The organism is Microbacterium sp. ET2 (assembly GCF_030347395.1).
Lineage (GTDB): Bacteria > Actinomycetota > Actinomycetes > Actinomycetales > Microbacteriaceae > Microbacterium > Microbacterium albipurpureum.
On the sequence record NZ_CP128170.1, the window covers coordinates 2,887,885 to 2,911,915 of the forward strand.

Genomic DNA, 24,031 nt, shown 5'->3' on the forward strand with positions numbered 1-24,031 from the left:
GAGCCGCGCGTCCACGCGTCGGCCCCCGGCATCCCGGTTCTGCAGATGCTTACGCACCATCCTTGTGCTGATCGCGCACCAATTCCACGACCTCGTCGTAACGGGGCGAGTTCATGAAGTTGTCCACCGACACGTGGATCGCGTTCGGCGTCTGGCGCCGCGCGCGGTCGGTGAGCTGGTTCTGCGTGATCACCAGGTCGGCGGAGTCGTCGAGCGCGGCGATGGCTTTGTTGACCACGGTCACGTCCTCGATGCCGGCCTTCTTGATCTTGTTGCGCAGGACGCTGGCACCCATGGCCGAGGAGCCCATGCCGGCGTCGCAGGCGAAGACGATGCTCTTCACCTCGCGCTCGGTCATGACCGCCGGCTCCACGCCACCGCCGGCCTGAGTGGCTGCGCCGCCGCGAAGGTTCGACAGGGCGTCGGAGGACTTGCCCTTGGCCGCCTCGGTCTGGGTGATCGCCGCGCCGAAGGCGTCATCGGTTGCCGCAAGGGCCTCGAGGTCGCGCTTGCGCGAGGCCCGGAGGATGACCGCGGCGATGAGGAACGTCACGGCCGCCGACAGGATGACCGACAGGATGACTGCGAAGTAGGCGCCGTTCGCGGTCTGCAGCAACACCGCGATGATGCTTCCCGGCGCCGCCGGTGCTCGAAGCGCGCCACCGAGGAGCATGTTGGTGGTCACACCGGTCATGCCGCCCGCGATGAGGGCGAGGATGACGGCCGGCTTCATCAGCGCGTAGGGGAAGTAGACCTCGTGGATGCCGCCGAAGAACTGGATGACCGCGGCGCCCGGGGCCGACGCGCGGGCAGCGCCGAGCCCGAAGATCGCGAACGCCAGCAGGAGGCCCAGGCCCGGGCCGGGGTTGGCCTCGAGGAGGAACAGGATCGATGCGCCCTGGTCGTCGGCCTGCTGGATGCCGAGCGGTGTCAGCACCCCGTGGTTGATGGCGTTGTTGAGGAACAGCACCTTCGCCGGCTCGATGATGATGCTCGTCAGCGGCAGGAGGTTCGCCTCGACCAGGAAGTCCACCGCGTTGCTGAGCGTGGTCATCAGGCCGTTGACCAGCCACGCGATCGGGTAGAACCCGACGACGGCCATCACGAAGCCCCAGATGCCGGCCGAGAACATGTTCACGAGCATCTCGAAGCCTGCGCGGATCTTGCCGTCCCACAGGCTGTCGAGCCACTTCATCGTGTACGCCGCCAGCGGCGCCATGATCATCGCGCCGATGAACATGTGCACCTGGCCGAGCTCCGAGGCGCCCTCGGGGAGGGTGGCGTTGAAGTCCGCGACCAGCTTGTCCGACCCGGCGATGGCGCCCATCACGGCGATCGAGGCCACGACGCCGCCGCGCACGCCGTAGACGATCGTGCCGCCGGTGTAGGCGATGATGATCGGCAGCAGGTAGTGGATGAACGGGCCGACGATCGTGGCGAGGTCGGCGTTGGGTGTCCATCCGACCTCGATGAAGAACGCGGTGAAGATGCCCCACGCGATGAGCGCGGGGATGTTCGGCATGATCATGCCCGACAGGAACGTGCCGAAGCGTTGAACGCCGACCCGCACCCCTCCCGGCTTCTTGGCCGGGACAGACGTCGTTGTCATTGCTGTGTCTCCTTCGTTGTTGTCGCGGCCCCGCGTTCGGTGGCGAGGAGGGCCGCATCTCGGGCTGCCGCGGCGTCATCCGCGGCGAGGGCAGCCTCGGCGATCGCGCGTGCGTCGTCGAGGGTGTGCTGCAGGAGGGTGGCGCGCACGTCCGCGAGGGCGCTCGGCGCCATCGACAGGCTCGTCGCACCGAGCCCTACCAGCACGACCGCCAGCAGGGGGTCGGCGGCGGCTTCGCCGCAGATCCCCACCGGTTTGCCGTGGGCGCGTCCGGCGTCGCCCACCTCGCGGATGAGGCGGAGCACGGCAGGGTGCCACGGGTCCTGGAACCCGGCGACCGAACCGAGCAGGCGGTCGGCGGCGAGGGTGTACTGGGTCAGGTCGTTCGTGCCGATCGAGGCGAAGTCGGCGTGGGCGAGGATGCGGTCGGCGAGGAGCGCCGATGAGGGCACCTCCACCATCACCCCCGCGGTGCGGATGCCGTACTCCTTCGCCAGCGCGGTGAAGTATGCGGTCTCCTCGACGGTGGCGACCATCGGCGCCATGACCCACAGATCGGCCGGGCCTTCGGGGGTGCGCCGCGTCGCGGCATCCGCCTCTGCCAGCGCTGTGAGCTGCTCGCGCAGGATGTCCTCGCTCGCGCGAAGCGCGCGCAGGCCCCGGAGACCGAGCGCCGGGTTCTCCTCGTGCGCGTCGTTGAGGAAGGGCAGGGGCTTGTCGGCACCGGCGTCGAGCACGCGCACGACGACCTTCTTGCCGGGGAACGCCCGCAGCAGCTGCTCGTAGCTGTCGCGCTGCTGCTCGACCGTCGGCGCCGAGGATGCGCTGAGGAAGAGGAACTCGGTACGGAACAGTCCCACGCCCTCGGCGCCGAGCTCCACGGCTTCGGCGGCTCCCTCGGGCTTGCCGAGATTCGCCAGAAGCGGCACGGGGGTGCCGTCAGCCAGGGCGCCGTTGGTGATCGGCGCGGCCGCGGCATTCGCCCGGGCGTCGGCGCGCACGCGCGCCCGCTGCAGTTCGTCGTCGGACGGGTCGGCTGTGACCACACCGGCGGCGGCGTCGACGATCACGCTCTGCCCCTCGGTGAGTGCCGTCGCGCCGCCCGCGCCGACGATGGCGACGATGCCCTTCTCACGGGCGAGGATGGCGGTGTGCGACGTGGGGCCGCCCTCGGTGGTGACGAGCGCGAGGACCTGGTCGAGATCGAGCAGGGCGGTGTCGGCGGGGGCGAGGTCTTTCGCGACGAGGACGAACGGATGACCCGGCTCGGGCACACCCGGGGCCGCCACGCCCCGCAGCCGCGCGATGACGCGCTGCGCGACGTCGTCGAGGTCGGCGGCGCGTTCGCCGAGGTAGCCCCCGACGGCGGTGAGCTGGTCGCGGAATGCGGCGAACGCCTCGAACACCGCGCGTTCGCCGGTCTTGCCGTCGGCCAGGCGCGTGCCGATCTCGTCGGACAGGGTCGGGTCTTCGGCCATCATGGCCTGCGCCTCGAGGACGTCCTGCGCAGCGCCGCCGGCCTGCTCGGCGCGTTCTTCGAGCTCACGGGCGACGGCGGCCACCGCCTCGTCGACGCGTGCGCGCTCGCCGGCCTCGCCGATCGTGCTCGGCTCGTCGGCGGGCGCGGGAAGCGGCTCGGCCATGCGGGCCACCGGGCCCTGCGCGACGCCCAGCCCGATCCCGACCCCGCGGATCTCGGTGCGTGCCACGGTGCTCACGCCGCGTCGTGGTCGGTGGTGAGCAGTTCGCTCAGCGAGTCGAGCACGCTCTCGGCGTTCTCGCCGTCGGCGGTGAGCGTGACGTAGTCGCCTTGGTCGACCCCCAGCGAGATCACGCCGAGGATGCTCGCGGCGTTCACCGGCTCGCCCGAGCCCTTGGCCACCGTGATGGGGATCCCGGCCTCCTTCGCCGCCTGTGCGAAGAGCTTGGCGGGGCGGGCGTGCAGCCCGTGCGACGATCCGATGCGCACCGTGCGGGTCAGGGGGGCCATGGGGGTTCCTCTCCTCGGTTTTCAGTGGGGCCGACTCGCGGGGAGTCAGGTGTGCGCGGGGTCTTCGGCCCCGGCATCCGTCGTGGTCTCCGCCGCCGTGACGGCGACCGCGCGGCGGACCAGCTCCAGCGTGCGGGTGCCGTCGAGGTCGGCGAAGACGTCGTCGGGCAGCAGAACCACCGTCGTCATCCGCGAGCCCGCCGCCTGCTCGATGTGCGGGAGCGCATCGGCAAGGTGCGGACCGACCAGGATCACGTCGGCGGCGTCGAGGTCGATCGGGAGCGACTGCTCGGTCCCGGCGATGGCGGTCCAGTGCAATCCCGCATCCTGTGCGGCGCGACGCACACGCTGCGCCACGAAGGTGCTGGAGGCACCCGCTCCACACACGACAAGGATCCGCATCGATCCGCCCTCCTCCTGAGCGATTCTTGTGAAGACGCTGAGTGTCGACAAGTCACGCGTTCTTCCGCCCGGGCGGAAACCTCCGCCTGCGGCCCCGGCCCGGCGGGCCCCGGCGTGGTTGACTGGTGCTCGATGCGGACCGCGGCACGGCGGCCCGGCGGAGGGGTGCCCGTGACCAGAGCCAGGCAGGATCGCCTGCTGACGCTGCTGCTGCGGGACGGCACCTGGGCGACGGCGGCGACGCTGGCCGATGCGCTGGGAGTCACCCCCCGCAGCATCCGCTCGTACGTCACCTCGGTGAACGCCCGGGTCGCTCCGGGCGTCGCGATCGAGTCGGGTCCGCTGGGCTACCGGGCAGGCCCCGAGGGTGCCGCCGCCCTGCGGGCCGGAGGCGGGACGGATGCCGGGACGCCGCGGGATCGGCTGCACACCGTCATCCGGGGTCTGCTCGACACCGACACCGGGATCGACCTCTTCGACACCGCGATGCAGCTGCACGTCAGCCCGGCCACGCTCGAGGCCGACCTCGCGCGTGTGCGAGGCCTTCTCAGCGGCACCGAGCTGACCCTGGAGCGCTCGACGTCGACGGCGCGGCTGCGCGGCGGCGAGATGGCCCGGCGGCGCCTGCTCAGCAGGCTCGCCCACGACGAGATGGATGCCGGTGCGTTCGACCTCGGGGCGCTGCGGCGGAGCCTCGCCGGCACCGCGGTCGACGCCGACGCGTTCGGCGCCTTCAAGTCCGACCTCGTCGCAGAGCCTCGGCGGTCTCGGGTACTACGTCAACGAGCTCGGGATCGCCGACGTCGTCATGCACATCGCCATCGCCGCCGACCGGGTCGCCCACCGGCATCCGCTCTCTCACGACCCCGCGTCCGGCGGTGCCGCCGGCGCCGACGTGGCGGCCGTGATCGAGCGCCTCGTGCAGCAGCACTTCGGTGTGCGCCTGGGGGAGGGCGACGTGCAGCACCTCGCTGCGCTCGTGCTCACCCGCGTGATCGCGCCGGGCGGCGAGGCCGAGCAGGTGCGGGCCCGCCCGTCGCTCGACCCGCAGGTGGAGGCGGCGGTGCGCACGGCGGTGGGGCGGGCGGCGCGGGAATTCCTCGTCGACATCGACGACGAGGACTTCATCACCCGGCTGGCGCTTCACGTGCAGAACCTCCGGCATCGTGCGCAGGATCAGGCGTGGTCGCGCAACCCGCTGACCCGGTCGCTGAAGTCGACGTACCCGATGATCTTCGAGCTGGCGGTCTACATCGCCGGTGAACTCGACGCGGAGCTGGGCTTCCCGCTCCCCGACGACGAGATCGCCTACATCGCGATGCACGTCGGGGGCCGGCTCGAGCGGAGCCGCCAGAACGCGCAGCTGCTCACGGCGACGATCGTCTGCCCGGGGTACTACGAGCTGCACGAGCTGCTGCGATCCAGCGTCGATCGCTCGCTCGGTCAGGCGATCGAGGTCGTCGGCGTGGAGACGCGCGTCGACCCCGACTGGGACAACCTCGGCACCGACCTGGTCCTCACCACGATCGACGCGCCGGTCGCGGGGGAGAGGATCGTTCGGATCCAGCCGTTCCTCACCGACGCCGACGTCGAGCGCGTGCAGGCCGCCGCGGGCCGGGTGCGCCGTGGACGACGTCTGGCGCGGCTGCGCACCGAGCTCGAGCGGTACTTCCCCGCCGACGCCTTCGTGCGCGGACTCGACGTCGACGACACCGGTGAGGAGGGGATCATCCGCCGCCTGGGCGGCATGCTCGTCGCCCAGGGCGTCATCGACGACGACTACGTCGAACGGTCGATACACCGGGAGCGGATGTCGTCGACCGCGTTCACCGATGCGCTGGCCGTGCCCCATGCCATCGGGATGACCGCGACGCGCACCGCCATCGCGGTCGGGGTCGCGGAAGGGTCGATCCCGTGGGGTGACTCGCGGGTGCAGGTCGTGGCCCTGGTGGCGTTCTCCGAGGGCGACCGGGAGGCCTTCCAGACGGTCTTCGAGCAGCTGGTCGAGGTCTTCTCCGAGCGCGAGAGCGTGTCGCGGATCGTCCGGCGGGGCACGGACTTCCCGGCCTTCCTCGACGAGCTCGTCGCCGTCATCGACGGCTAGCGTCGGCCGAGCCTGGCGTCCCGAACTCCTGCAGAATCGGCGGACACCCGGCCACGGCGACGTTCACAGCGGCGTCGGCCACGGTTCTGCAGGAGTTGGGGACAGGCGGCGGAGCACCCGGTGGCGGGAGCCCGGGGTCAGCCGCGGCGCAGCCGCGCCTGAAGTCCCAGCCGTGCGGCGGGCCACTCGTGGGGGAGGAGCGAGTAGACCGCGGTGTCGCGCAGCGACCCGTCTGGCCCGAGGCGGTGGTTGCGCAGAATACCGTCCAGCTTCGCACCGAGCCGTTCGATCGCCGCGCGCGACTGCCGGTTGTGGAAGTGGGTGCGGAATTCCACGGCGATCGCGTCGCACGCCTCGAAGGCGTGACCGAGCAGGAGCAGCTTCGCGGCCGTGTTCACCGCCGTGCGCTGAGCCGCCACGCTCAGCCAGGTGTAGCCGATCTCGACGTGCCGGTTGGCCTGGTCGATGTTGCAGAAGGTGGTCATGCCGACGGCCACGCCGGTGTCAGCGCGGAGGATCGCCCACGGGTTCATCTCGCCGCGCTTCCGCCATGCCTGCCGCTGTGCGATCTCGGCATCGACGCCGGCGGGTGAGGGCACGGAGGTGTACCAGGCGTGCTCGAGCCCCTCGGCGGCCTGACGCAGGTCGGGGGCGTGCTCCGCCGCCAGGGGCTCGAGCCGGACGTGAGCGTTCTCGAGAGTGACGGGGTCGGTCAGCAGCACGACCTCGGGAGCGGAGGTCATCTCCCCTCGATCTGCGCGAGGAGTGCGCGGGCACCCGCGGCGAGGTCGGCGACCTGCGCGGCGGCGTCGGCGGACGAGGACCCGCGTACATCCAGGTAGAGCTTCAGCTTCGGCTCCGTCCCGCTCGGCCGCACGATGACCCGGGCGCCCTGCGCGAGCCACAGTCTCAGCACATCGCCGGGGGGTAGGTCACCGACGCCCTCGCTGAGGTCTTCGAACCGCTCGACGGCGACCGTGCCGATGCGGCTGGGAGGGTCGGCGCGGAGTGCCGCCATCACCCGATCGATGGTCGAGAGGTCGTCGACCCGCACCGAGATCTGGTCGCTGGCGAAGAAGCCGAAGGTCTCATCGAACTCTCGCAGCACGTCGGCGAGCGTGCGCCCTTCGGCGCGGGCGTCAGCAACGATGCCGAGCAGGGCGATCGCGGCGGAGATCCCGTCCTTGTCGCGCACCGTCTCGGGGTTGACGAGGTATCCGAGGGCCTCCTCGAATCCGTAGACGATGCCCGGTGCGCGCGAGATCCACTTGAACCCCGTGAGCGTCGCGTGGAAGTCGAGGCCGTAGTGGCGGGCGACGGTTTCCAGGCCGGGGGAGGAGACCAGAGAACACGCGAGGGATGCCGCTGACCCGCGCCCTGCATCGCCCGCCGCCGCGCGCGCGGCACGCCAGCCGAGGAGCAGCCCGATCTGGTTGCCGGTGAGTCGGCGCCAGCCGCCCTCGGCGGAGGTGTCGGGCAGGGCCACCGCGAGCCGGTCTGCGTCGGGGTCGTTCGCCACGATCAGCTCCGCGCCTGCGGCGCGCGCGGTCTCGAACGCCAGATCCATCGCCCCGGGCTCTTCGGGGTTGGGGAACGCCACCGTGGGGAAGCGTCCGTCGGGTGCGGTCTGCTGCTCGACGAGGACCGGTTCGGGGTAGCCCGCGGCGGCGAGGATCTTCGACAGCGTCTCCCACCCCACGCCGTGCATCGCGGTGTAGACCCAACGGAGCCCGGCGGCACCGGGCCCGGCCGGGGCGACCCGTGCGGTCGCGGCGACGTAGGCGTCGACGACGTCCTCGCCGGCGAGCTCCCACGCGTCCGAGCGCGGCAGCTCGTCGACCCGCAGTGTGTCGGCCACGCGCTGGATCTCGGCGGCGATGAGCGCGTCGACGGGCGCGACGATCTGCGACCCGCCGTGCACGCCCCCGAGGTACACCTTGTAGCCGTTGTCGTTCGGCGGATTGTGACTCGCCGTGACCATGACGCCCGCATCGGCGCCGAGGTGGCGCACCGCGAAGGCGAGCACGGGGGTGGGAAGGAGTCGGGGGAGAATCGCGACACGAAGCCCCATACCCGCCATGATCTCGGCGGAGTCGCGGGCGAACACGTCGGAGTTCCGGCGCCCGTCGTAGCCGATCACGACCAGCGGGGCATCGCCGGCCACTCCACCGCCGGCGGCCTGCGCGAGCACATACGCCCCGAGCCCGGCCGCGGCCTGCGAGACCAGCACCCGGTTCATCCGGTTGCTGCCCGCGCCCAGCTCACCGCGAAGACCCGCCGTGCCGAAGGCGAGGCGCTCCGAGAAGCGGTCGGTCAGCTCGGCGCTCGCGGCGTGGTCTGCGGCCTCGGCGCGCGTGATCAGATCATCGAGTTCGGCGCGGGTCTCGTCATCGGGGTCCTGGTCGCGCCAGGCGCGCGCCAGCGCGATCGCGTCCGGCCCCGCTGATGCGGTCACAGCTGCTCCACCACCCGCGCGAGGAGGGACGAGATCACCGGCTCGGCGTCGCGTCCGGCTTCGAGCACCTCTTCGTGACTGAGGGGTGTGGTCTGAATGCCCGCGGCGAGGTTCGTGATCAGCGAGAACCCGAGGATCTCCATCCCGGCCTCTCGCGCGGCGATCGCCTCGAGGGCCGTGGACATCCCGACGATGTCGCCGCCGATCCGCTCGGCCATCCGCACTTCCGCGGGCGTCTCGTAGTGCGGACCGCGGAACTGGCAGTACACGCCCTCGTCGAGCGTCGGGTCGACCGAGCGCGCGATCTCGCGCAGGCGCTCGGAGTACAGATCGGTGAGGTCGATGAAGGTGGCGCCCTCGAGCGGCGAGGCGGCGGTGAGGTTGATGTGGTCGCTGATGAGCACCGGCTGGCCCGGGCTCCACGTCCGGCGGATGCCGCCGGCGCCGTTGGTGAGGACCATGATCCGGGCCCCGGTCGCGGCGGCGGTGCGGACGCTGTGGACGACCCGGCGAACCCCGTGGCCCTCGTAGAAGTGCGTGCGCGCCCCGATGACGAGCACCCGCCGGCCGGCGGGGGTCAGGATGCTGCGGATCGTCCCCACATGACCTTCCAGCGCCGGCCGGCTGAACCCGGTGACCTCGGTGGCGGGAACGGTCGCGACGGTCTCGCCGAGCAGATCGGCGGCCTTGCCCCACCCGCTGCCGAGGGTGAGGGCGATGTCGTGGTGATCCACGCCGGTGAGGCGAGCGATGTCGTCGGCCGCCTGGGCGGCGACGGCGAACGGATCGGCGTTCGGGTCGTCGAGCGGATGGTCGCTGGGTCGATGCATAAGGTCACGATACGGACCAGATCCGCCACCCTGCCACCGCACCGCCCCCGGGCGAGGGTCCGCGGCTGTTTGAATGGGGGTATGTCGTTGAGCTTCGAGCGGACCCAGACCGTGGCGATCCTGGGCGGCGGTCCCGGTGGATACGAGGCGGCGTTGGCCGCCGCGCAGCTGGGTGCCGAAGTCACCCTGGTCGAGCGCGCCGGCGTCGGCGGGTCGGCTGTCATCACCGACGTCGTCCCCTCCAAGACGCTCATCGCCACGGCCGACGCCGCGGTGGCGATCTCGGAGGCCGGTGACCTCGGCGTGCAGCTGTTCGCCCGAGGCGAGAGCGGAAAGCCCCTCAAGCCCGAGATCGCGATCAATCTCGCCGCTGTGAACAAGCGGGTGCTCTCCCTCGCACGTCAGCAGTCCGACGACATGCGGGCTTCGCTCGTGGAGGCGGGGGTGCGCATCATCTCCGGCCACGGTCGCCTCGAGGGACGCAACGAGGTCATCGTCTCCACCGACATCGGCGGCACCGACTTCGACAGGGTCGAGGCCGACACCCTCGTCGTCTCGGTCGGTGCGTCGCCCCGCCAGCTCCCGAGCGCCAAGCCCGACGGGCAGCGCATCCTCACCTGGACGCAGCTCTACAGCATGAACGCCCTCCCCTCGCACCTCATCGTGGTGGGGTCGGGGGTCACCGGGGCGGAGTTCGCATCGGCCTACATGAACCTCGGCGCCGAGGTCACGCTCATCTCCAGCCGTGACCAGGTTCTTCCGGGGGAGGATGCCGACGCCGCGGCCGTGCTGGAGAAGGTCTTCAAGAGGGGGGGGATGACCGTGCTGTCCCGGTGCCGCGCCGAGAGCGTCGAGAACACCGGCGAGGGCGTCCGCGTCACCCTCGGCGACGGGCGCGTAGTCGAGGGGAGCCACTGCCTCATGGCGGTCGGTGCCGTCCCGAACACGGCCGGCATCGGCCTGGAAGAGGCCGGGGTGCAGATGACCGACTCGGGTCACATCCAGGTCAACCGCGTCGCGCGCACGAGCGTGCCGAACATCTACGCCGCCGGAGACTGCACGACCTTCGTGCCGCTGGCCTCGGTCGCCTCCATGCAGGGCCGCACCGCCGTGTTCCACGCGCTCGGCGACGTGGTCATCCCGCTGGAGCAGCGGCGCATCACCTCGAACATCTTCACCGCTCCCGAGATCGCCACGGTCGGATTCCAGGAGAAGGATGTCACCTCCGGCGACGCCGACGGGCTCGTGCTGAAGCTTCCGCTTTCGGCCAACCCGCGGGCGAAGATGATGGGCGTGCGCGACGGGTTCGTCAAGCTCATCGCCCGACGCGGCAGCGGCACCGTCATCGGCGGCGTCATCGTCGCGCCGCGCGCGTCGGAGCTGATCTATCCGATCGCGATCGCCGTGGAGCGCCGCCTCACCGTCGATCAGGTGTCGCGCGTGTTCGCGGTCTACCCGTCGCTGTCGGGGAGCATCACCGACGCCGCGCGGGCGATGCACATCGTCGACCGCCCGATGGATGCCGCACAGGTCTGACGCCCCGCCCGGGCCTCTAGACTGCCACCGTGCCGATCAATCCCGCGGCGCGCTCGACGTCCAGCGCCGACGCCGCCCCCGCAGCATCCCGTCCGATCGACCCCGCCCTGCTGTCGATTCCCGACGGCGCGGCCGATGTGACCGTCGTCCGCGAGATCGACGGGCTGAGCTACATCGACCCGGATGACCCGGCGATGCCCTCGTACCGGGTGATCGCCAACAACCGCCAGCCCGTGGCGCTGCGCGACATGATGATCCTGCCGGTGCGGACCGGCTACATCGGGCAGGACCGGGTCAAGCCCGACCCTGCTCTCGTGCCCCCGACCGGCGCGGAGGCGGTGCCTGACGTCGACGTCGACACCGTCTACCTGCCCGTCCGCGACGGGGTCGCATCGGCCCTGGTCTACCGCCCGCAGGGTGTCGCCGTGGGGGACGCGCTCGGCGTCATCCTGTACGTCCACGGCGGGGGATTCACCGTCGGATCCGCGGCCGACACCGACTACATCACGCGCCGGCTGGCGAAGGACAACGGCGTGATCGTCGTCTCGGCCAACTACCGGCTCGCGCCGGAGTATCCGTTCCCGACACCTCTCGACGACGTCGCCGACCTCTATGCGTGGCTGCGCACCGACGCCGGTCGGCTCGGCGGCGATCCGGCGTGGGTGGCGGTGGCGGGCGACTCGGCAGGGTCGAACTTCGCCGCGGCGCTGCCTCTCCTCGCGCGCGAGCGCGGGCTCGCCGCGCCCGACGCGGTGCTGATGTACGGCGCGTTCGTCGATTTCGCCCAGGAGCGGTGGCCGTCCTTCCAGGCGCAGGCGCCGCGGGGGATTGTCTACGACAGCGCGTTCTTCGGGTTCATCCGAGGGGCCTACCTGCCGACGACGCCGTGGACCGACCCCCTGGCGAGCCCGATCTACGGCGACCTCGGCGGTTATCCGCCCACCTTCCTCGCCACCGGGACGCATGACCCGATCGTCGATTCGGCGAAGGCGTTCGCCGAGGCGCTCGCCGCCGTAGGCGTCGCGGTCGACGGGTACTTCCCCGAGGGGATGCCGCACGGGTTCTACTTCTTCCCGGACGTCCAGGTGCCCGAGGGAGACGTGGCGTTCGAGCGCACCGCGGCTTTCCTCGCGAAGCGTCGCGCGCGGTAGCGGGTCGCGACCCGTCAGAAAATGCGGCCCAGGGTCGCGCCGGGCAGCGGGTTTCGACGGGTCGTGGAGCGGCTCCCACAGAAATCGACGGGTCGTGACGCGGCCGCGCCTGACGTCGATGAATCCGAACGCGGTCGCTGCAGACTCGACGACGTGGAGCGGTTGTTCCGCGACCCGTCGATGAGTGCGGTTCGGGATGCTGCCGGGCAGCGTTTTTCGACGGGTCGTGACGTGGCCGCGACAGAAGTCGACGGGTCGGGGCGCCCGACGCGCGCGCTCCCGGCGTGCGAGCGCGCTACGCGATCGTCAGCAGCTGGTGACCAGCCGCGACAGTCGTGCCCGGGTCGGCGTTGATGGCGCCGACGGTTCCGTCCTTGTGCGCCTGGATGGGCTGCTCCATCTTCATGGCCTCGAGCACCACGACGAGGTCGCCCTTGACGACCTGCTGCCCCTCCGCGACGGCGACTTTCACGATCGTCGCCTGCATCGGCGCCTTCACCGCGTCGCCTGATGCGCCCGCGACGGCCGAGGCGGTGTGCGAGCGCCGCGACGGCGGCACGGCCGCGGGTCTGCCGGCGGTGTGCGACGTGGTGGTGGCGACACGGTCGGGGAGGCTGACCTCGAGCCGCTTTCCGGCGACCTCGACGACGACGGTGTGGCGGCCCTCGCCTGCGGCCGGGGTGTCGAGCTCGCCGTCCCACGGCGGGATGTCGTTGTCGAACTCCGTCTCGATCCACCGCGTGTAGACCCCGAACGCGCCGTCGGCGGCGGTGAAGGCGGGGTCGCGCACGACCTTGCGGTGGAACGGCAGGACGGTGGGAAGTCCCGCCACCTCGAACTCGTCGAGGGCGCGCCGTGCGCGCTCCAGCGCCTCCGCGCGGTCGCGGCCGGTGACGATGATCTTCGCCAGCAGCGAGTCGAAGGCCCCCGAGACGCTGTCGCCGGCGGTGACTCCGGAGTCCAGGCGCAGGCCCGGGCCGCCGAAGGTCTTGAACACGTGGATCGGACCCGGCTGGGGGAGGAACCCGCGCCCGGGGTCCTCGCCGTTGATGCGGAACTCGATCGAGTGGCCCACCGGCACCGGGTCGTCGTAGCCGAGCTCCTCGCCCTCGGCGAGGCGGAACTGCTCGCGCACGAGGTCGAGCCCGGTCACCTCCTCGGAGACGGGGTGCTCCACCTGCAGCCGGGTGTTGACCTCGAGGAACGAGATGGTGCCGTCGGCGCCGATGAGGAACTCGCAGGTCCCCGCGCCGAGGTACCCGACCTCCCGGAGGATCGCCTTCGACGCGTCGTACAGGATGCGGTTCTGCGCCTCGCTGAGGAACGGCGCCGGCGCCTCTTCGACGAGCTTCTGGTGGCGGCGCTGCAGCGAGCAGTCGCGGGTGGAGACCACCACGACGTTCCCCGCGCTGTCGGCGAGGCACTGCGTCTCGACGTGCCGGGGCTTGTCGAGGTACTTCTCCACGAAGCACTCGCCGCGGCCGAACGCCGCGATGGCCTCACGGGTCGCCGACTCGAACATCTCGGGCACCTCGTCGATGGTGCGCGCGACCTTGAGGCCGCGCCCGCCGCCGCCGTAGGCGGCCTTGATCGCGATGGGGAGCCCGACCGACTCGGCGAAGGCCACGACCTCGTCGGCGCCGGCGACCGGCCCCGGCGTGCCGGGAGCCAGGGGAGCGCCGACCTTCTCGGCCACGGCGCGCGCGGTGACCTTGTCGCCCAGCGCCTCGATCGCCTCGGGCGACGGGCCGATCCACACCAGGCCCGCGGCGATGACGGCGCGGGCGAAGTCGGCGTTCTCCGCGAGGAACCCGTACCCGGGATGCACCGCGTCGGCACCCGAGCGGCGGGCGACGGAGAGGATCTTCTCGATCGAGAGGTAGGTCTCGGCGCTCGTGGAGCCTTCGAGGGCGTACGCCTCGTCCGCGAGGCGGGCGTGGAGGGCGTCGCGATCCTGGTCGGCGTAGACGGCGACAGAGGCCTTTCCGGCGTCGCGGGCGGCACGGATGACGCGAACGGCGATCTCGCCGCGGTTTGCGATGAGCACCTTGGCGATTCGAGGCATGATGGCCAGCCTACCCACGCGGATGGTCGGTCATTTGACTGGTTCGTACAAGAACCGGGAAGAAACGTGGGCGTCCAACCACAACGCGTGCCGTCACTCGGGACTCGCCCAGAGCGAGGTCCAGGTCACGCCGTGGCGCGTGATGAGGCGTCGGAGGGTCGACAGCGACATCCCGACCACCGTAGACGGATCGCCCTCGACCCGCTCGATGAAGGGTCCGCCCAGGCTGTCGACGGTGAAGGCGCCCGCGACGTGCAGCGGCTCCCCGGTGGCGACGTAGGCGTCGATCTCGTCGTCGGTGACGTCGGCGGCGAAGCTCACCGACGCCTCGGCGACGGCGTGCTCCTCGTGGGCGGGTGCGCCCGGGGCGATGCGGAACACGCTGTGTCCCGAGTGCAGCACGCCGGTGCGGCCGCGCATCGCGCGCCACCGGGCGACCGCCACCGCGGGCTCGTAGGGCTTCCCGAGGATCTCGCCGTCCAGCTCGAACATCGAATCGCCGCCGATCACGACACCGTCGAAGGCTGGATCGTCCGCGACCACGCGCGCCGCGACATCCGCCGCCTTCCGTCGCGCGAGCAGCAGGACGTGCTCCTGCGGGCTGAGGGTGCGGCCCTCCCCGGCTTCCACGGCGGCGATGACGGCTTCCTCGTCGACGTCGGGAGCAAGGGTCTCAGGTTCGATGCCGGCGCTGCGCAGCAGCATGAGACGGGCGGGCGACGTCGAGGCGAGGAGCACGCGCATGACACCACGCTAGCGAGGGCGCGGGGCCTCGTCGGTCATAGGGTTGAGGGATGGAAGTCGGTGACGAGCTCGTTCTCCGCATCGACGACGTCGCCCACGGAGGCGTCTTCGTCGCCCGCCACGGCGCGGGGGAGGGGGAGCGGGGCCGGGTCGTATTCGTTCCCGACACGCTTCCCGGCGAGGAGGTCCGCGCGCGGCTCGTCGACACCTCGAAGAAGGCGTTCTGGCGCGCCGAGGTCGTCGAGGTCACCCGTGCCTCACCCGATCGACGACCCCACGTCTGGGGCCAGGCCGACCTCGCGACGCCCCCGGCGAATCGCCCCGGCGGCGCCGACTTCGGACACATCGCGCTGGACGCGCAGCGCGCCCTGAAGAAGCGTGTGGTGAAGGACGCACTGCGGCGCATCGGAGGCGCGGAGCGCGAGGTCACGATGGCGCCGGCGGGCACCGCGCGCGGAGGAGCGGAGACGCCGGATGCCACGCGCTGGCGAACGCGCGTGAGTCTCCACGTCGACGCCCGCGGCGCCGTGGGGCCGTACGCGGTGCGCAGTCACCGCGTGGTCGAGGTCACCGAACTGCCGCTGGCGACCGCCGAGATCGAAGAGGCGATGTCATCGCTCGGACGTCTCGCACCGGGGCGGGTGGATCTCGTCCGACCCGCAGACGGGCGCGTGCGCGTCATCCCCCGTCCGGAGCGCCCGCGCCGCGGCCCGGCGATCCCGGCCGACCCCTCCGTCCGAGAGACGATCGTCGAGCAGGTGGGAGAGCGTGCGTTCCGCGTCGATGCGGGGGGCTTCTGGCAGGTGCATCGCCTGGCCGCGGAGACCCTCACCGACGTCGTCACGGGTGCATTGCGCCGGTCGGGCGGGTTCGATCCCGACGCCCTGCACCTCGACCTCTACGGGGGTGTCGGCCTCTTCGCGGCGGCGCTCGGTGACCTCGGCGGCCCGCGCACCCGGGCGATCAGCGTCGAGTCCGATCCCCGAGCCACCGGCCACGCCGCGCAGAACCTCCGCGCATGGCCGGCGATGAACGCCGAGACCGGTCGCGTCGACCGCTGGCTTCTCCGCTTCGCGCAGGGGCTCGCGCGCGCCGACGCCGAAGCGGTCGGTCGCGGCACCATCCTCCTCGACCCGCCGCGGGCCGGGGCCGGACGCGAGGTCGTCGATGCGGTCGCTGCGCTCGCGCCCGCCGCCGTGGTCTACGTCGCATGCGACCCGGTCGCGCTCGCGCGCGACCTCCGCACGTTCCGCGACCACGGCTACGACACCGCCGTCGTCGAGGCGATCGACCTCTTCCCGCACTCGCACCACGTCGAAGCGGTGGCGGTGCTCACCGGCGAGGGGCGCCGTGGATAGAGTGCTGACATGACCCGCGTGGCCCTCATCGACGATCACGAGTCGGTGCGCCTCGGGCTGGAGGCCGCCTGCGCCCGCGTGGGCGGGCAGACCGTGGTGTTCTCGGGCAGCTCGGTCGCCGCGTACCTCGACTGGCGGGCGTTCAGCGCCTCCTCGCCCGCCGATGTCGTCGTGCTCGATCTCACACTCGGCGACGGAACGACGGTCTCCGAGAACGTCCGCCGACTCGTCCGCGACGGCTCGAGCGTCATCATCCACAGCGTCGCGGATCGGCCCGAGGCCGTGCGCGAGGCGCTGCTGGCGGGAGCCGCCGGAATCGTCAGCAAGTCCTCGCGCATCGACGACGTCACCGCGGCCATCGACACGGTGTCGCGCGGCGAGCCGCTCAACAACGTCGAGTGGGCGAGCGCGATCGAAGGAGACCGTGCCTTCGCCGACGCCCAGCTGTCGGCGCGCGAGCGGGACGTCCTCCGCCTGTACGCGGCGGGCCTGCCGTTGCGGGCCGTCGCCGAGCGGCTGGGCGTGGCGTACTCCACGGCCAAGGAGAACATCACGCGCGTGCGGGTGAAGTACGTCGAGGTCGGACGCCCGGCGCCCACCAAGCTCGACCTCATGCGCCGCGCGATCGAGGACGGCATCCTGACTCCGCCTGCGGCGGACGGATCGGTCGGCCATGAGCGTCGGCGCTGAGGCGCAGCGCTCGGTGACCTCGGAGTCGGTCGGGCGCATTCCTCAGGGACCGGAGGGCGCGGCATCCCTCGGCTCCTTCACCCGGCAACGGGTCGAGCGCATCCTCACCATCGCGATCGCGATCGGATGCCTCATCCTCGGCGCCCAGGCCTTCGTCACCGCTCTCGGGCCGAGCGACGAGGCACCCGGCTGGCACGTGCCGCTGTTGATCCTCACGTTCGGGCCGCTGGCGGCCATGCTCATCGCCTGCGCGCTCGGGCGCGCCGTGCGAACCTTCGCCGCGCTGTTCTGCATCTGCTACGTCGTCGCCCTGGCTCTCTGGCCCGCCGCCACCGTGGGTCAGCCGTCCGACCCGACCACGCAGCCCTGGATCTGGTACCTGGTGAACGTCGCCACGGTCGCGTCGGTGGTCGTCGTCCCCTTCATGTGGCAGGTGGCGTGGACGCTGATGGTGCCGATGTTCTTCGGCTCGGTCCGGATCCTGCAGACCGATGCGGCGCCGCAGCTGTGGATCCCGCTCGTGCTGGATGTCTCCTTCGCCCTCATCCTCGGGATGATGCTCATCACCCTCGGCCGGGTCTTCCGGCGGATCGCCGCCGACGTCGACGACGCCCGCGCCAAAGCGGTGGCCAGCTACGCCCGTGCCGCGGCGGCCAACGCCGCGGAGGAGGAGCGCATCGCGGTGGCCGCCCTCATGCACGACAGCGTGCTGGCGGCCCTCATCGCCAGCGAGCGCGCCGACACCGAGCGCGAGCGCACCCTCGCCGTGGCGATGGCCCGTGAGGCGCTGACCCGCTTCGCCAACACCGAGCAGGGAGTGGAGGAGGGAAGCGACGAGCCCACCGACGCCCACGCGCTCGCCGAGGCCGTCGAACGCGCCGCGGAGAACCTCGGAGCCGCGCCGGAGCGCAGTCGTGACATCGACCCCGCCACCCCGCCGCTGCCCGGACGTGTCGCCCGCGCGCTCACCCTCGCAGCGACCCAGGCCGTCGCCAACGCCGTCGAGCATGCCCACGGCGCGGGTCTCTCCGTCTGCGTGTCGGGGCGGGCGGACCGCGTCGCCGTCATCGTCTCCGACACCGGCGACGGGTTCGACCTGCATGCCATCCCCGACGACCGGCTGGGGATCCGGGCGTCGATCGTCGCGCGCGTCGCCGCCGTCGGCGGGATCGCCACCGTCGAACCGACCCCCGAGGGGACCACGGTGACTCTGGAATGGCGGCCGGTGACGACATGATCAGCGTCCGCGGCATCCTGCTCGGCCTCGCCTTCGCCTTCACCGCATACCTCGCGGCGCGAGGGCTCTGGTGGACCGAGGACGTTCAGAATCCGTCGCTTGTGATCGCCGCGCTGCTGCTGTATCTTCCGACGACCTGGCTCTGCATCTTCTGGGAGCCGCGGCTGACCACCGACGACCCCGTCGACTCGTCCGTGACCGCGGGTGTGCGCGGACCCACGCGCCTTCCGGTCTGGATCTCCCTCCTCGCGATCGTGAACGCCGTGGTCGTCCCCGCCGCCATCTCGATGGGGGTCGCCGCCGACATCCGCACCGAGCCGTTCGCCACCTGGTATCTCGGGGGCATCGGGGCGCTGATGACGATCGTGATGGCGCGGCGGCGGCCGCTCTTCGCCTGGGTCGGCACCGCCATCCTCGCCGCGCTCTCCGCTCTGTGGATGGGGCCGCTCGATGCCCTCCGGCTCGGACTCGTCGGGTCGGTGGTGTGGGTGGTCGTTGCGCAGCTGCTCATCCGGGGGCTCGATCGTGCAGCCCGCGATACCGCGCAGCTCGCCGAGCTGCAGCGGGTGTCCTCGTCGTGGCAGGCATCCCAACTGACCCGCCAGCGTGAGAGGCGCATCCAGGTGCAGCGCGCCCTCGCCATCGCGGGACCGCTCCTGACGCGCACGGTCGCCACGGGCGGCCGGCTGACGCCCGAAGAGCGGCTGCAGGCGCGCCTGGCGGAGGGGAGGCTCCGCGACGACATGCGGGGGCCGCGACTGCTCGATGACGACGTGCGCGCCGAGGTGGAGCGCCTGCGCCGCCGGGGGGCCTCGGTGACGATGCTCGACGAGGGCGGCCTGGACGGCATCGATGAACGCTCGCTCGCGGTAATCCGCGCAGAGCTCGCCGAGACGCTGCGTTCGGCCACATCCGACCGGCTCTACATCCGCACCTCGCCGCATACCCGCGTGGCGGTCACGGTCGTCGGGCGCTCGGGCACCGAGAACGGACTGTCCGATGAGGATGCCGTCGACCTCTGGCGTGAGATCGACCACCCCGGTCGGTGACCTCCGGTCGCGACACAGGGGGCTTCCTCCTGCCTCATCCCCCGAAGGGAGAGGAGGCAGGGGCGGCGAAGCCGCCCGCCCCTCGCCTGAGCGAACGGTTACCCGAAAACCGTTCGCGCAGCCAAACCGCTTGGACCGTCGAAGAGACGACGGGCGGTCGGGCCGAACGCAGAGCGTTCCAGCTCCTCCAGTATGCAAGGTCGGAAACGGTCTGTCTGTAGGTAGTTTGGGGGACAAATCCATGAATTTTCCATGAGGCGTCAGCCGGCGAACCGGCCCCACCCGACGTCGCGGCGAAGCGGCTGGCGAAGCCCGCGCTGAGAGAGCGACCACGCACTCCGAGCGGGGCGGTCATCGGCCACGGCGCCCGCCGATTCGGCCGCGTACTCCTCGCTGACCACGGCGATGAGCGCGGCGAGCTCCTCCTCGGTGGGCGCACCCCGGCGCACGTCGATCGCGACGGGCGGCAGGGCGTCGCCCGACCCGCCCGGGCCGCCGTGCGGACCGCTCGTCGTGCTCACAGCGGGATGTTCCCGTGCTTCTTCGGCGGGAGGCTCGCCCGCTTCCCGCGGAGCGAGCGCAGCGCCTTGGCGACGGCGACGCGCGTCTGAGCCGGCTCGATGATCCCGTCCAGCTCACCGCGCTCGGCGGCGAGGAAGGGGGACGCGACGTTGTAGGTGTATTCGTTGGCGAGGCGGGCGCGCACCGCCGCGACATCCTCTCCTGCCTCCTCGGCGCGCTTGATCTCGCCGCGGTAGAGGATGTTCACCGCCCCTTGACCGCCCATGACCGCGATCTCGGCGGTCGGCCACGCGAGGTTGACGTCGGCCCCGAGCTGCTTGGAGCCCATCACGATGTAGGCACCGCCGTAGGCCTTGCGGAGGATGACGGTGACCAGCGGAACAGTGGCCTCGGCGTAGGCGTACAGCAGCTTCGCGCCCCGGCGGATGACGCCGGTCCACTCCTGGTCGGTGCCGGGGAGGTAGCCGGGCACGTCGACGAGGGTGAGGATGGGCACCGAGAACGCGTCGCAGAAGCGCACGAAACGGCTCGCCTTCTCGCCGGCGTCGATGTTCAGCGTCCCCGCCATCTGCGAGGGCTGATTTGCGATCACCCCGACCGTGCGCCCCTCCACCCGGCCGAAGCCGATGACGATGTTGGGGGCGAAGAGGGGCTGGACCTCGAGGAAGTCGCCATCGTCGACCACGTGCTCGATGACGCCGTGGATGTCGTACGGCTGGTTGGCCGAGTCGGGGATGACGGTGTTCAGGCTCCGGTCGGCGTCGGTGGTCTCGAACTCGAACGCCGTCTCGTAGACCGGCAGCTCCGACATGTTGTTGTCGGGGAGGAAGCCCAGGAGCGTGCGGGCGTAGTCGATCGCGTCGTCCTCGTCCTCGGCGAGGTAGTGCGCCACACCCGAGCGGGTGTTGTGGGTGTGCGCGCCGCCGAGCCTCCTCCATCCCGACGTCCTCGCCGGTGACGGTCTTGATGACGTCGGGACCGGTGACGAACATCTGGCTGGTCTTGTCGACCATGATGACGAAGTCGGTGAGGGCGGGGGAGTACACCGCGCCCCCGGCTGCGGGCCCCATGATGATCGAGATCTGGGGGATGACGCCCGAAGCGGCGGTGTTCAGGCGGAAGATCTCGCCGTACTTGCCGAGCGCGACCACGCCCTCCTGGATGCGCGCGCCGCCGGAGTCGAGGATCCCGATGATCGGGATGCCGCCGCGAAGCGCGAACTCCATGATCTTGATGATCTTGTCGCCGGCGACCTCGCCGAGCGACCCGCCGAAGGTGGAGAAGTCCTGCGCGTAGACCGCGACCGTCCGTCCGTGGATCGTACCGGTGCCCGTGACGACCGAGTCGCCGTAGGGCCGGGACTTGTCCATGCCGAAGGCCGTGGTGCGGTGGCGGACGTACTCGTCGAACTCGACGAACGAACCGGTGTCGACCAGCAGCTCGATCCGTTCCCGGGCGGTGAGCTTGTGCTTGGCGTGCTGCTTCTGCTGCGCCGTCGCCTCGGCGTCGAGGACGGCCTCCTGATAGCGCGCCCGAAGGTCTGCGATCTTGCCGGCGGTCGTGTAGAGGTCGGGCTGATCGGTCACGGGTTCCACCCTATCGGCGGGGGCTCACGAGCCCTTGGAGGGTTCGCACAAGCGGTTCGCGGTTGCGCTGTGCGGCGTCGCGCTCTGCGGCACGTCGCACGCTGCGGCATCCGTCCGGCCTTCTTCCCGGCGCGTACGATCGGTCCGCGCGAGTACGTTGCGGTGGTTTCCGTACTCCTCTCGGCCGATCATCCTCACGCCAGCGCCCCGCGGGGCGCGAGATGGAGACCCTGCGCGATCGCCCGCAGCACCTCGGCCTGCACCCGCGGCCAACTGTGGACGACGTCCACGTCATCGAAGCGGAGGATCCGAGGGAGCGCAGCAGCCGGTCATGACGGATGTCCTTCCGCCGCTGCGTCGCATCGGAATGGTGCGCGAAACTGTCGATCTGGATGACGAGGCGATCGCCGATGAGACCGTCGACGGGTTGCCGCCGACCACCACCTGTTGCAGGACGCTCACGCCTACCTGCCGCATCCCGTGCACGAAGAGAGTCTCCAAGCCCGAATCCGAAAGCGCTCCTGCGATGTCGGCCACCTGGCGAGCGGCCGTCGTCCGCCACGCGACCGCCCCCAGATGAGCGGGCGTGACGACGCCGCGCTGAAGCGCCGCTGGAGTGGGGCGGGAGGCGGATATGCGGGCGGTTCGTTCCGTCCGGACGCCACAGGCCGAATGCATTCGTGGCACTCACGCAGGTCACCACGCCGCCGAGGGTCGCCGCATGGCGTAGGTCGAGATCCAGATCGGGCGCCACCACCCAGGTGCGGCGCAGCAGCTGCAGTCCCTGCTCGGCCATCGTTCGGCGCAGGGTGTCGGGGCGCCATCCGGTCTCCAGCAGGGTGGCGCGGTGCAGGTATCCCTGGGCGGGAAGGATGATTCGTCGCACCCGGTCAGCATGGTAGCGCCGGGTGGCGGTCGGGCATGCCGCGCGACGATCTGGGGATGAGTCGGCGCCGGCGCCGCATGTGCAGGAATGGACGGCGGGACGGTTCCTGTCCACCTTCCCCGCGTGCGTACTATCGGCCTAGGCGCGTACACCGATCGCGGAAACGTACTCCGCTCGGCCGATCGTCCTCGTGCGGGGCAGGCGCAGGAGGGTGAGGGCGCCGCACGCGGCGCGAATGCCGCCAGGCGGCGCGAAAGCCCTCCACGTGCCGCGCCGCGGCGCGCGCAAGCCCCCCGCGCGCCGCGCCGCGCGCGCATAGGGTGAAGTCATGCCGATCCCCACCGACGGGTATCCCCGCGCCGCCGCCGTCAGCCCTCGCGTCCAGATCACGGAGTCCACCGACTCCACCAACGCCGACGTCCTCGCCGCCGCCGGCGCCGACCCGTCCGGCTGGCCGCACCTCTCGGTTCTCCTCACCACCGACCAGCGCGCGGGGCGCGGCCGCCTCGACCGCAGCTGGACCACCCCGCCCGGCACCGCCCTGGCGATGTCGGTCGTGGTCCGAGTACCCGCACTCCCCGTCGCCGCGCGCGGATGGATCCCGCTCGTCGCCGGCGCCGCCATGGCGCGGGCGGTCGGCGCGCAGCTGCGCGGTACACCCCACTCGGCCACGCTCAAGTGGCCGAACGACGTCCTCATCGACGGAGGCAAGGTCTCCGGCATCCTCGCGGAGGTCGTCCCGGGCGATCCCGACACCGTCGTCGTCGGTGCCGGAGTGAACACGCGGATGACTCGGGCCGACCTTCCGGTCGACACCGCCGTCTCCTTCGGCGCCCTCGGTCTCACCTGCGACGACGACCGTCTCGTCGCCGACTTCCTCTCGGCTCTGGACGAGCAGCTCACCGCGCTGGTCGCCGGGCGAGGGGATGCTGCGGCCACCGGGGTTTCCGGAGAAGTCAGCGCCCTCTGCTCCACCCTCGGCGCCGACGTCGCCGTGCAGCTGCCCGACGGCACCCGGCTCACCGGCCGCGCCGCCCGGCTCGACGCCGATGGGCGGCTCGTCGTGGAAGACGCCACCGGCATCGAGACCGCGGTCTCGGCCGGAGACGTCGTGCACGTGCGCTGACCCGATTCCGGGTGAGAGCGGCGCTCGCAGGGTGTGGTGCGCCGGAATGTCGGGCCCTGCCCCGACAATGGGTGCATGACGCACCCGACCAGCTTCGCCGGGCGTCCCGCCACCCCCGCACCAGGTGTGCCGACGCCCGAGCTGCGGATCGCCCGGGTGCGCTCGCATGCGCGGTGGCTCTTCTGGTCGGCGCTCATCCTCATCGCGGTCGCCGGCGCAGCCGGCTATTTCTGGGGGAACCTGCCGGCGCCGTTCGAGAACTGGATGCTGCTGACCGCGGCCGCCGTGGTCGTCTTCCTCCTCGTGCTCCTGCCGTTCCTGGCGTGGTGGAGCCGCGTCTACACGATCACGACGCGACGGGTCATCGAGCGATCCGGGATCTTCGCCACTCGTCGCCGCGATCTGTCCCACGTGCGGGGGTACACGATCCAGGTGCGACGCGGCATCCTGCAGCGGATGTGGGGGGCCGGGACCCTCACCCTCTCCAACGGCGCCGATGAGCCGCTCCGCATGAAGAACATCCCCGGCGTGGTGCTCGTCCACGAGGTGCTCGTCGATCAGGTCGAGGTCAACCAGATCCTCGCGCACCGCGACGCGCAGTCCTCGGTGTCGGGGCCCTACCCGCCCGGACCGCCGCCACCCCTGCCGCAGCTCGGCTGACTCCGTCGATTCGCACCGGAGGGCAAGTGGG

General features: G+C 71.4%; 19 protein-coding genes and 2 pseudogenes. 10 read left to right on the forward strand and 11 right to left on the reverse strand.

Annotated elements, in window-relative coordinates:
- Positions 1 to 49 precede the first annotated feature (49 nt).
- The 4 genes from QSU92_RS14030 to QSU92_RS14045 all read right to left on the reverse strand — a co-directional run bounded on the left by QSU92_RS14030 (position 50) and on the right by QSU92_RS14045 (position 4,001).
- A complete protein-coding gene (locus QSU92_RS14030) occupies positions 50 to 1,609 on the reverse strand; it encodes a PTS mannitol transporter subunit IIBC (RefSeq protein ID WP_289262769.1) in 1,560 nt (519 codons plus the stop codon).
- Positions 1,606 to 3,252: a phosphoenolpyruvate--protein phosphotransferase gene (gene ptsP / locus QSU92_RS14035; protein ID WP_289265914.1), complete on the reverse strand. Its 1,647-nt coding sequence runs from the start codon at positions 3,250 to 3,252 to the stop codon at positions 1,606 to 1,608. The genes QSU92_RS14030 and ptsP overlap by 4 nt, the downstream gene beginning before the upstream one ends.
- Before the next feature lie 71 nt (positions 3,253 to 3,323).
- On the reverse strand, positions 3,324 to 3,599 hold the full coding sequence (locus QSU92_RS14040) for an HPr family phosphocarrier protein (protein WP_289262770.1): 276 nt from the start codon (positions 3,597 to 3,599) through the stop codon (positions 3,324 to 3,326).
- Between the two features lie 45 nt (positions 3,600 to 3,644).
- Entirely contained in the window at positions 3,645 to 4,001 is a 357-nt protein-coding gene (locus QSU92_RS14045) for a PTS sugar transporter subunit IIB (RefSeq protein WP_289265915.1), read from the reverse strand.
- 132 nt (positions 4,002 to 4,133) lie between these two features.
- On the opposite strand from QSU92_RS14045, the pseudogene QSU92_RS14050 reads away from it, so the two are divergent.
- A pseudogene (locus QSU92_RS14050) lies at positions 4,134 to 6,105 on the forward strand (BglG family transcription antiterminator).
- A gap of 137 nt (positions 6,106 to 6,242) precedes the next feature.
- On the opposite strand, the gene QSU92_RS14055 reads toward QSU92_RS14050, so the two are convergent.
- From QSU92_RS14055 to QSU92_RS14065, 3 genes are read right to left on the reverse strand one after another with little or no spacing between them, the layout of a single operon-like run.
- Positions 6,243 to 6,848 (reverse strand): GNAT family N-acetyltransferase, encoded by a 606-nt coding sequence (locus QSU92_RS14055; RefSeq protein ID WP_289262771.1) that lies wholly within the window; start codon positions 6,846 to 6,848, stop codon positions 6,243 to 6,245.
- Entirely contained in the window at positions 6,845 to 8,560 is a 1,716-nt protein-coding gene (locus QSU92_RS14060) for a phospho-sugar mutase (RefSeq protein ID WP_289262772.1), read from the reverse strand. The genes QSU92_RS14055 and QSU92_RS14060 overlap by 4 nt, the downstream gene beginning before the upstream one ends.
- Positions 8,557 to 9,390: a purine-nucleoside phosphorylase gene (locus QSU92_RS14065; RefSeq protein ID WP_289262773.1), complete on the reverse strand. Its 834-nt coding sequence runs from the start codon at positions 9,388 to 9,390 to the stop codon at positions 8,557 to 8,559. The genes QSU92_RS14060 and QSU92_RS14065 overlap by 4 nt, the downstream gene beginning before the upstream one ends.
- An 81-nt stretch (positions 9,391 to 9,471) precedes the next feature.
- Here QSU92_RS14065 and QSU92_RS14070 point away from each other — a divergent pair, with 81 nt between their 5' ends.
- The gene (locus QSU92_RS14070) at positions 9,472 to 10,926 is read left to right on the forward strand and encodes an NAD(P)H-quinone dehydrogenase (protein ID WP_289262774.1); all 1,455 of its coding nucleotides are present in this window, start codon (positions 9,472 to 9,474) and stop codon (positions 10,924 to 10,926) included.
- A 29-nt stretch (positions 10,927 to 10,955) separates the two neighbouring features.
- Positions 10,956 to 12,077, forward strand: a complete 1,122-nt coding sequence (locus QSU92_RS14075; RefSeq protein ID WP_289262775.1) for an alpha/beta hydrolase — start codon at positions 10,956 to 10,958, stop codon at positions 12,075 to 12,077.
- Between the two features lie 295 nt (positions 12,078 to 12,372).
- Here the strand turns inward: QSU92_RS14075 and QSU92_RS14080 are convergent, their stop codons facing one another.
- Together QSU92_RS14080 and QSU92_RS14085 are read right to left on the reverse strand one after the other, a co-directional pair.
- Positions 12,373 to 14,142: an acetyl/propionyl/methylcrotonyl-CoA carboxylase subunit alpha gene (locus tag QSU92_RS14080; protein WP_289262776.1), complete on the reverse strand. Its 1,770-nt coding sequence runs from the start codon at positions 14,140 to 14,142 to the stop codon at positions 12,373 to 12,375.
- Between the two features lie 93 nt (positions 14,143 to 14,235).
- Positions 14,236 to 14,886, reverse strand: a complete 651-nt coding sequence (locus QSU92_RS14085) for a Maf family protein (protein ID WP_289262777.1) — start codon at positions 14,884 to 14,886, stop codon at positions 14,236 to 14,238.
- Positions 14,887 to 14,936: 50 nt separating this feature from the next.
- Between QSU92_RS14085 and QSU92_RS14090 the strand changes: the two genes are divergently transcribed.
- From QSU92_RS14090 to QSU92_RS14105, 4 genes are read left to right on the forward strand one after another with little or no spacing between them, the layout of a single operon-like run.
- Positions 14,937 to 16,244 carry a class I SAM-dependent RNA methyltransferase gene (locus QSU92_RS14090; protein ID WP_289262778.1) on the forward strand — a complete coding sequence of 436 codons (1,308 nt, stop codon included), beginning with the start codon at positions 14,937 to 14,939 and terminating at the stop codon, positions 16,242 to 16,244.
- A gap of 9 nt (positions 16,245 to 16,253) precedes the next feature.
- Entirely contained in the window at positions 16,254 to 16,934 is a 681-nt protein-coding gene (locus QSU92_RS14095) for a response regulator transcription factor (RefSeq protein WP_289262779.1), read from the forward strand.
- Positions 16,918 to 18,171, forward strand: coding sequence for a sensor histidine kinase (locus QSU92_RS14100; RefSeq protein WP_289262780.1), 1,254 nt, complete (start codon positions 16,918 to 16,920; stop codon positions 18,169 to 18,171). Before QSU92_RS14095 ends, QSU92_RS14100 begins: the two co-directional genes overlap by 17 nt.
- Positions 18,150 to 19,220, forward strand: a complete 1,071-nt coding sequence (locus QSU92_RS14105; protein WP_289262781.1) for a hypothetical protein — start codon at positions 18,150 to 18,152, stop codon at positions 19,218 to 19,220. The genes QSU92_RS14100 and QSU92_RS14105 overlap by 22 nt, the downstream gene beginning before the upstream one ends.
- Positions 19,221 to 19,480: 260 nt before the next feature.
- Here the strand turns inward: QSU92_RS14105 and QSU92_RS14110 are convergent, their stop codons facing one another.
- A complete protein-coding gene (locus tag QSU92_RS14110; RefSeq protein WP_289262782.1) occupies positions 19,481 to 19,741 on the reverse strand; it encodes an acyl-CoA carboxylase subunit epsilon in 261 nt (86 codons plus the stop codon).
- Positions 19,738 to 21,337: pseudogene (locus QSU92_RS14115) on the reverse strand (acyl-CoA carboxylase subunit beta). The gene QSU92_RS14110 and the pseudogene QSU92_RS14115 overlap by 4 nt, the downstream one beginning before the upstream one ends.
- Positions 21,338 to 21,659: 322 nt before the next feature.
- On the opposite strand from QSU92_RS14115, the gene QSU92_RS14120 reads away from it, so the two are divergent.
- From QSU92_RS14120 to QSU92_RS14130, 3 genes are all read left to right on the forward strand, one after another.
- The gene (locus tag QSU92_RS14120; RefSeq protein WP_289262783.1) at positions 21,660 to 21,908 is read left to right on the forward strand and encodes a hypothetical protein; all 249 of its coding nucleotides are present in this window, start codon (positions 21,660 to 21,662) and stop codon (positions 21,906 to 21,908) included.
- Positions 21,909 to 22,542: 634 nt separating this feature from the next.
- Positions 22,543 to 23,340, forward strand: a complete 798-nt coding sequence (locus QSU92_RS14125; protein ID WP_289262784.1) for a biotin--[acetyl-CoA-carboxylase] ligase — start codon at positions 22,543 to 22,545, stop codon at positions 23,338 to 23,340.
- A gap of 75 nt (positions 23,341 to 23,415) precedes the next feature.
- On the forward strand, positions 23,416 to 24,000 hold the full coding sequence (locus tag QSU92_RS14130) for a PH domain-containing protein (RefSeq protein WP_289262785.1): 585 nt from the start codon (positions 23,416 to 23,418) through the stop codon (positions 23,998 to 24,000).
- Positions 24,001 to 24,031: the final 31 nt, after the last annotated feature.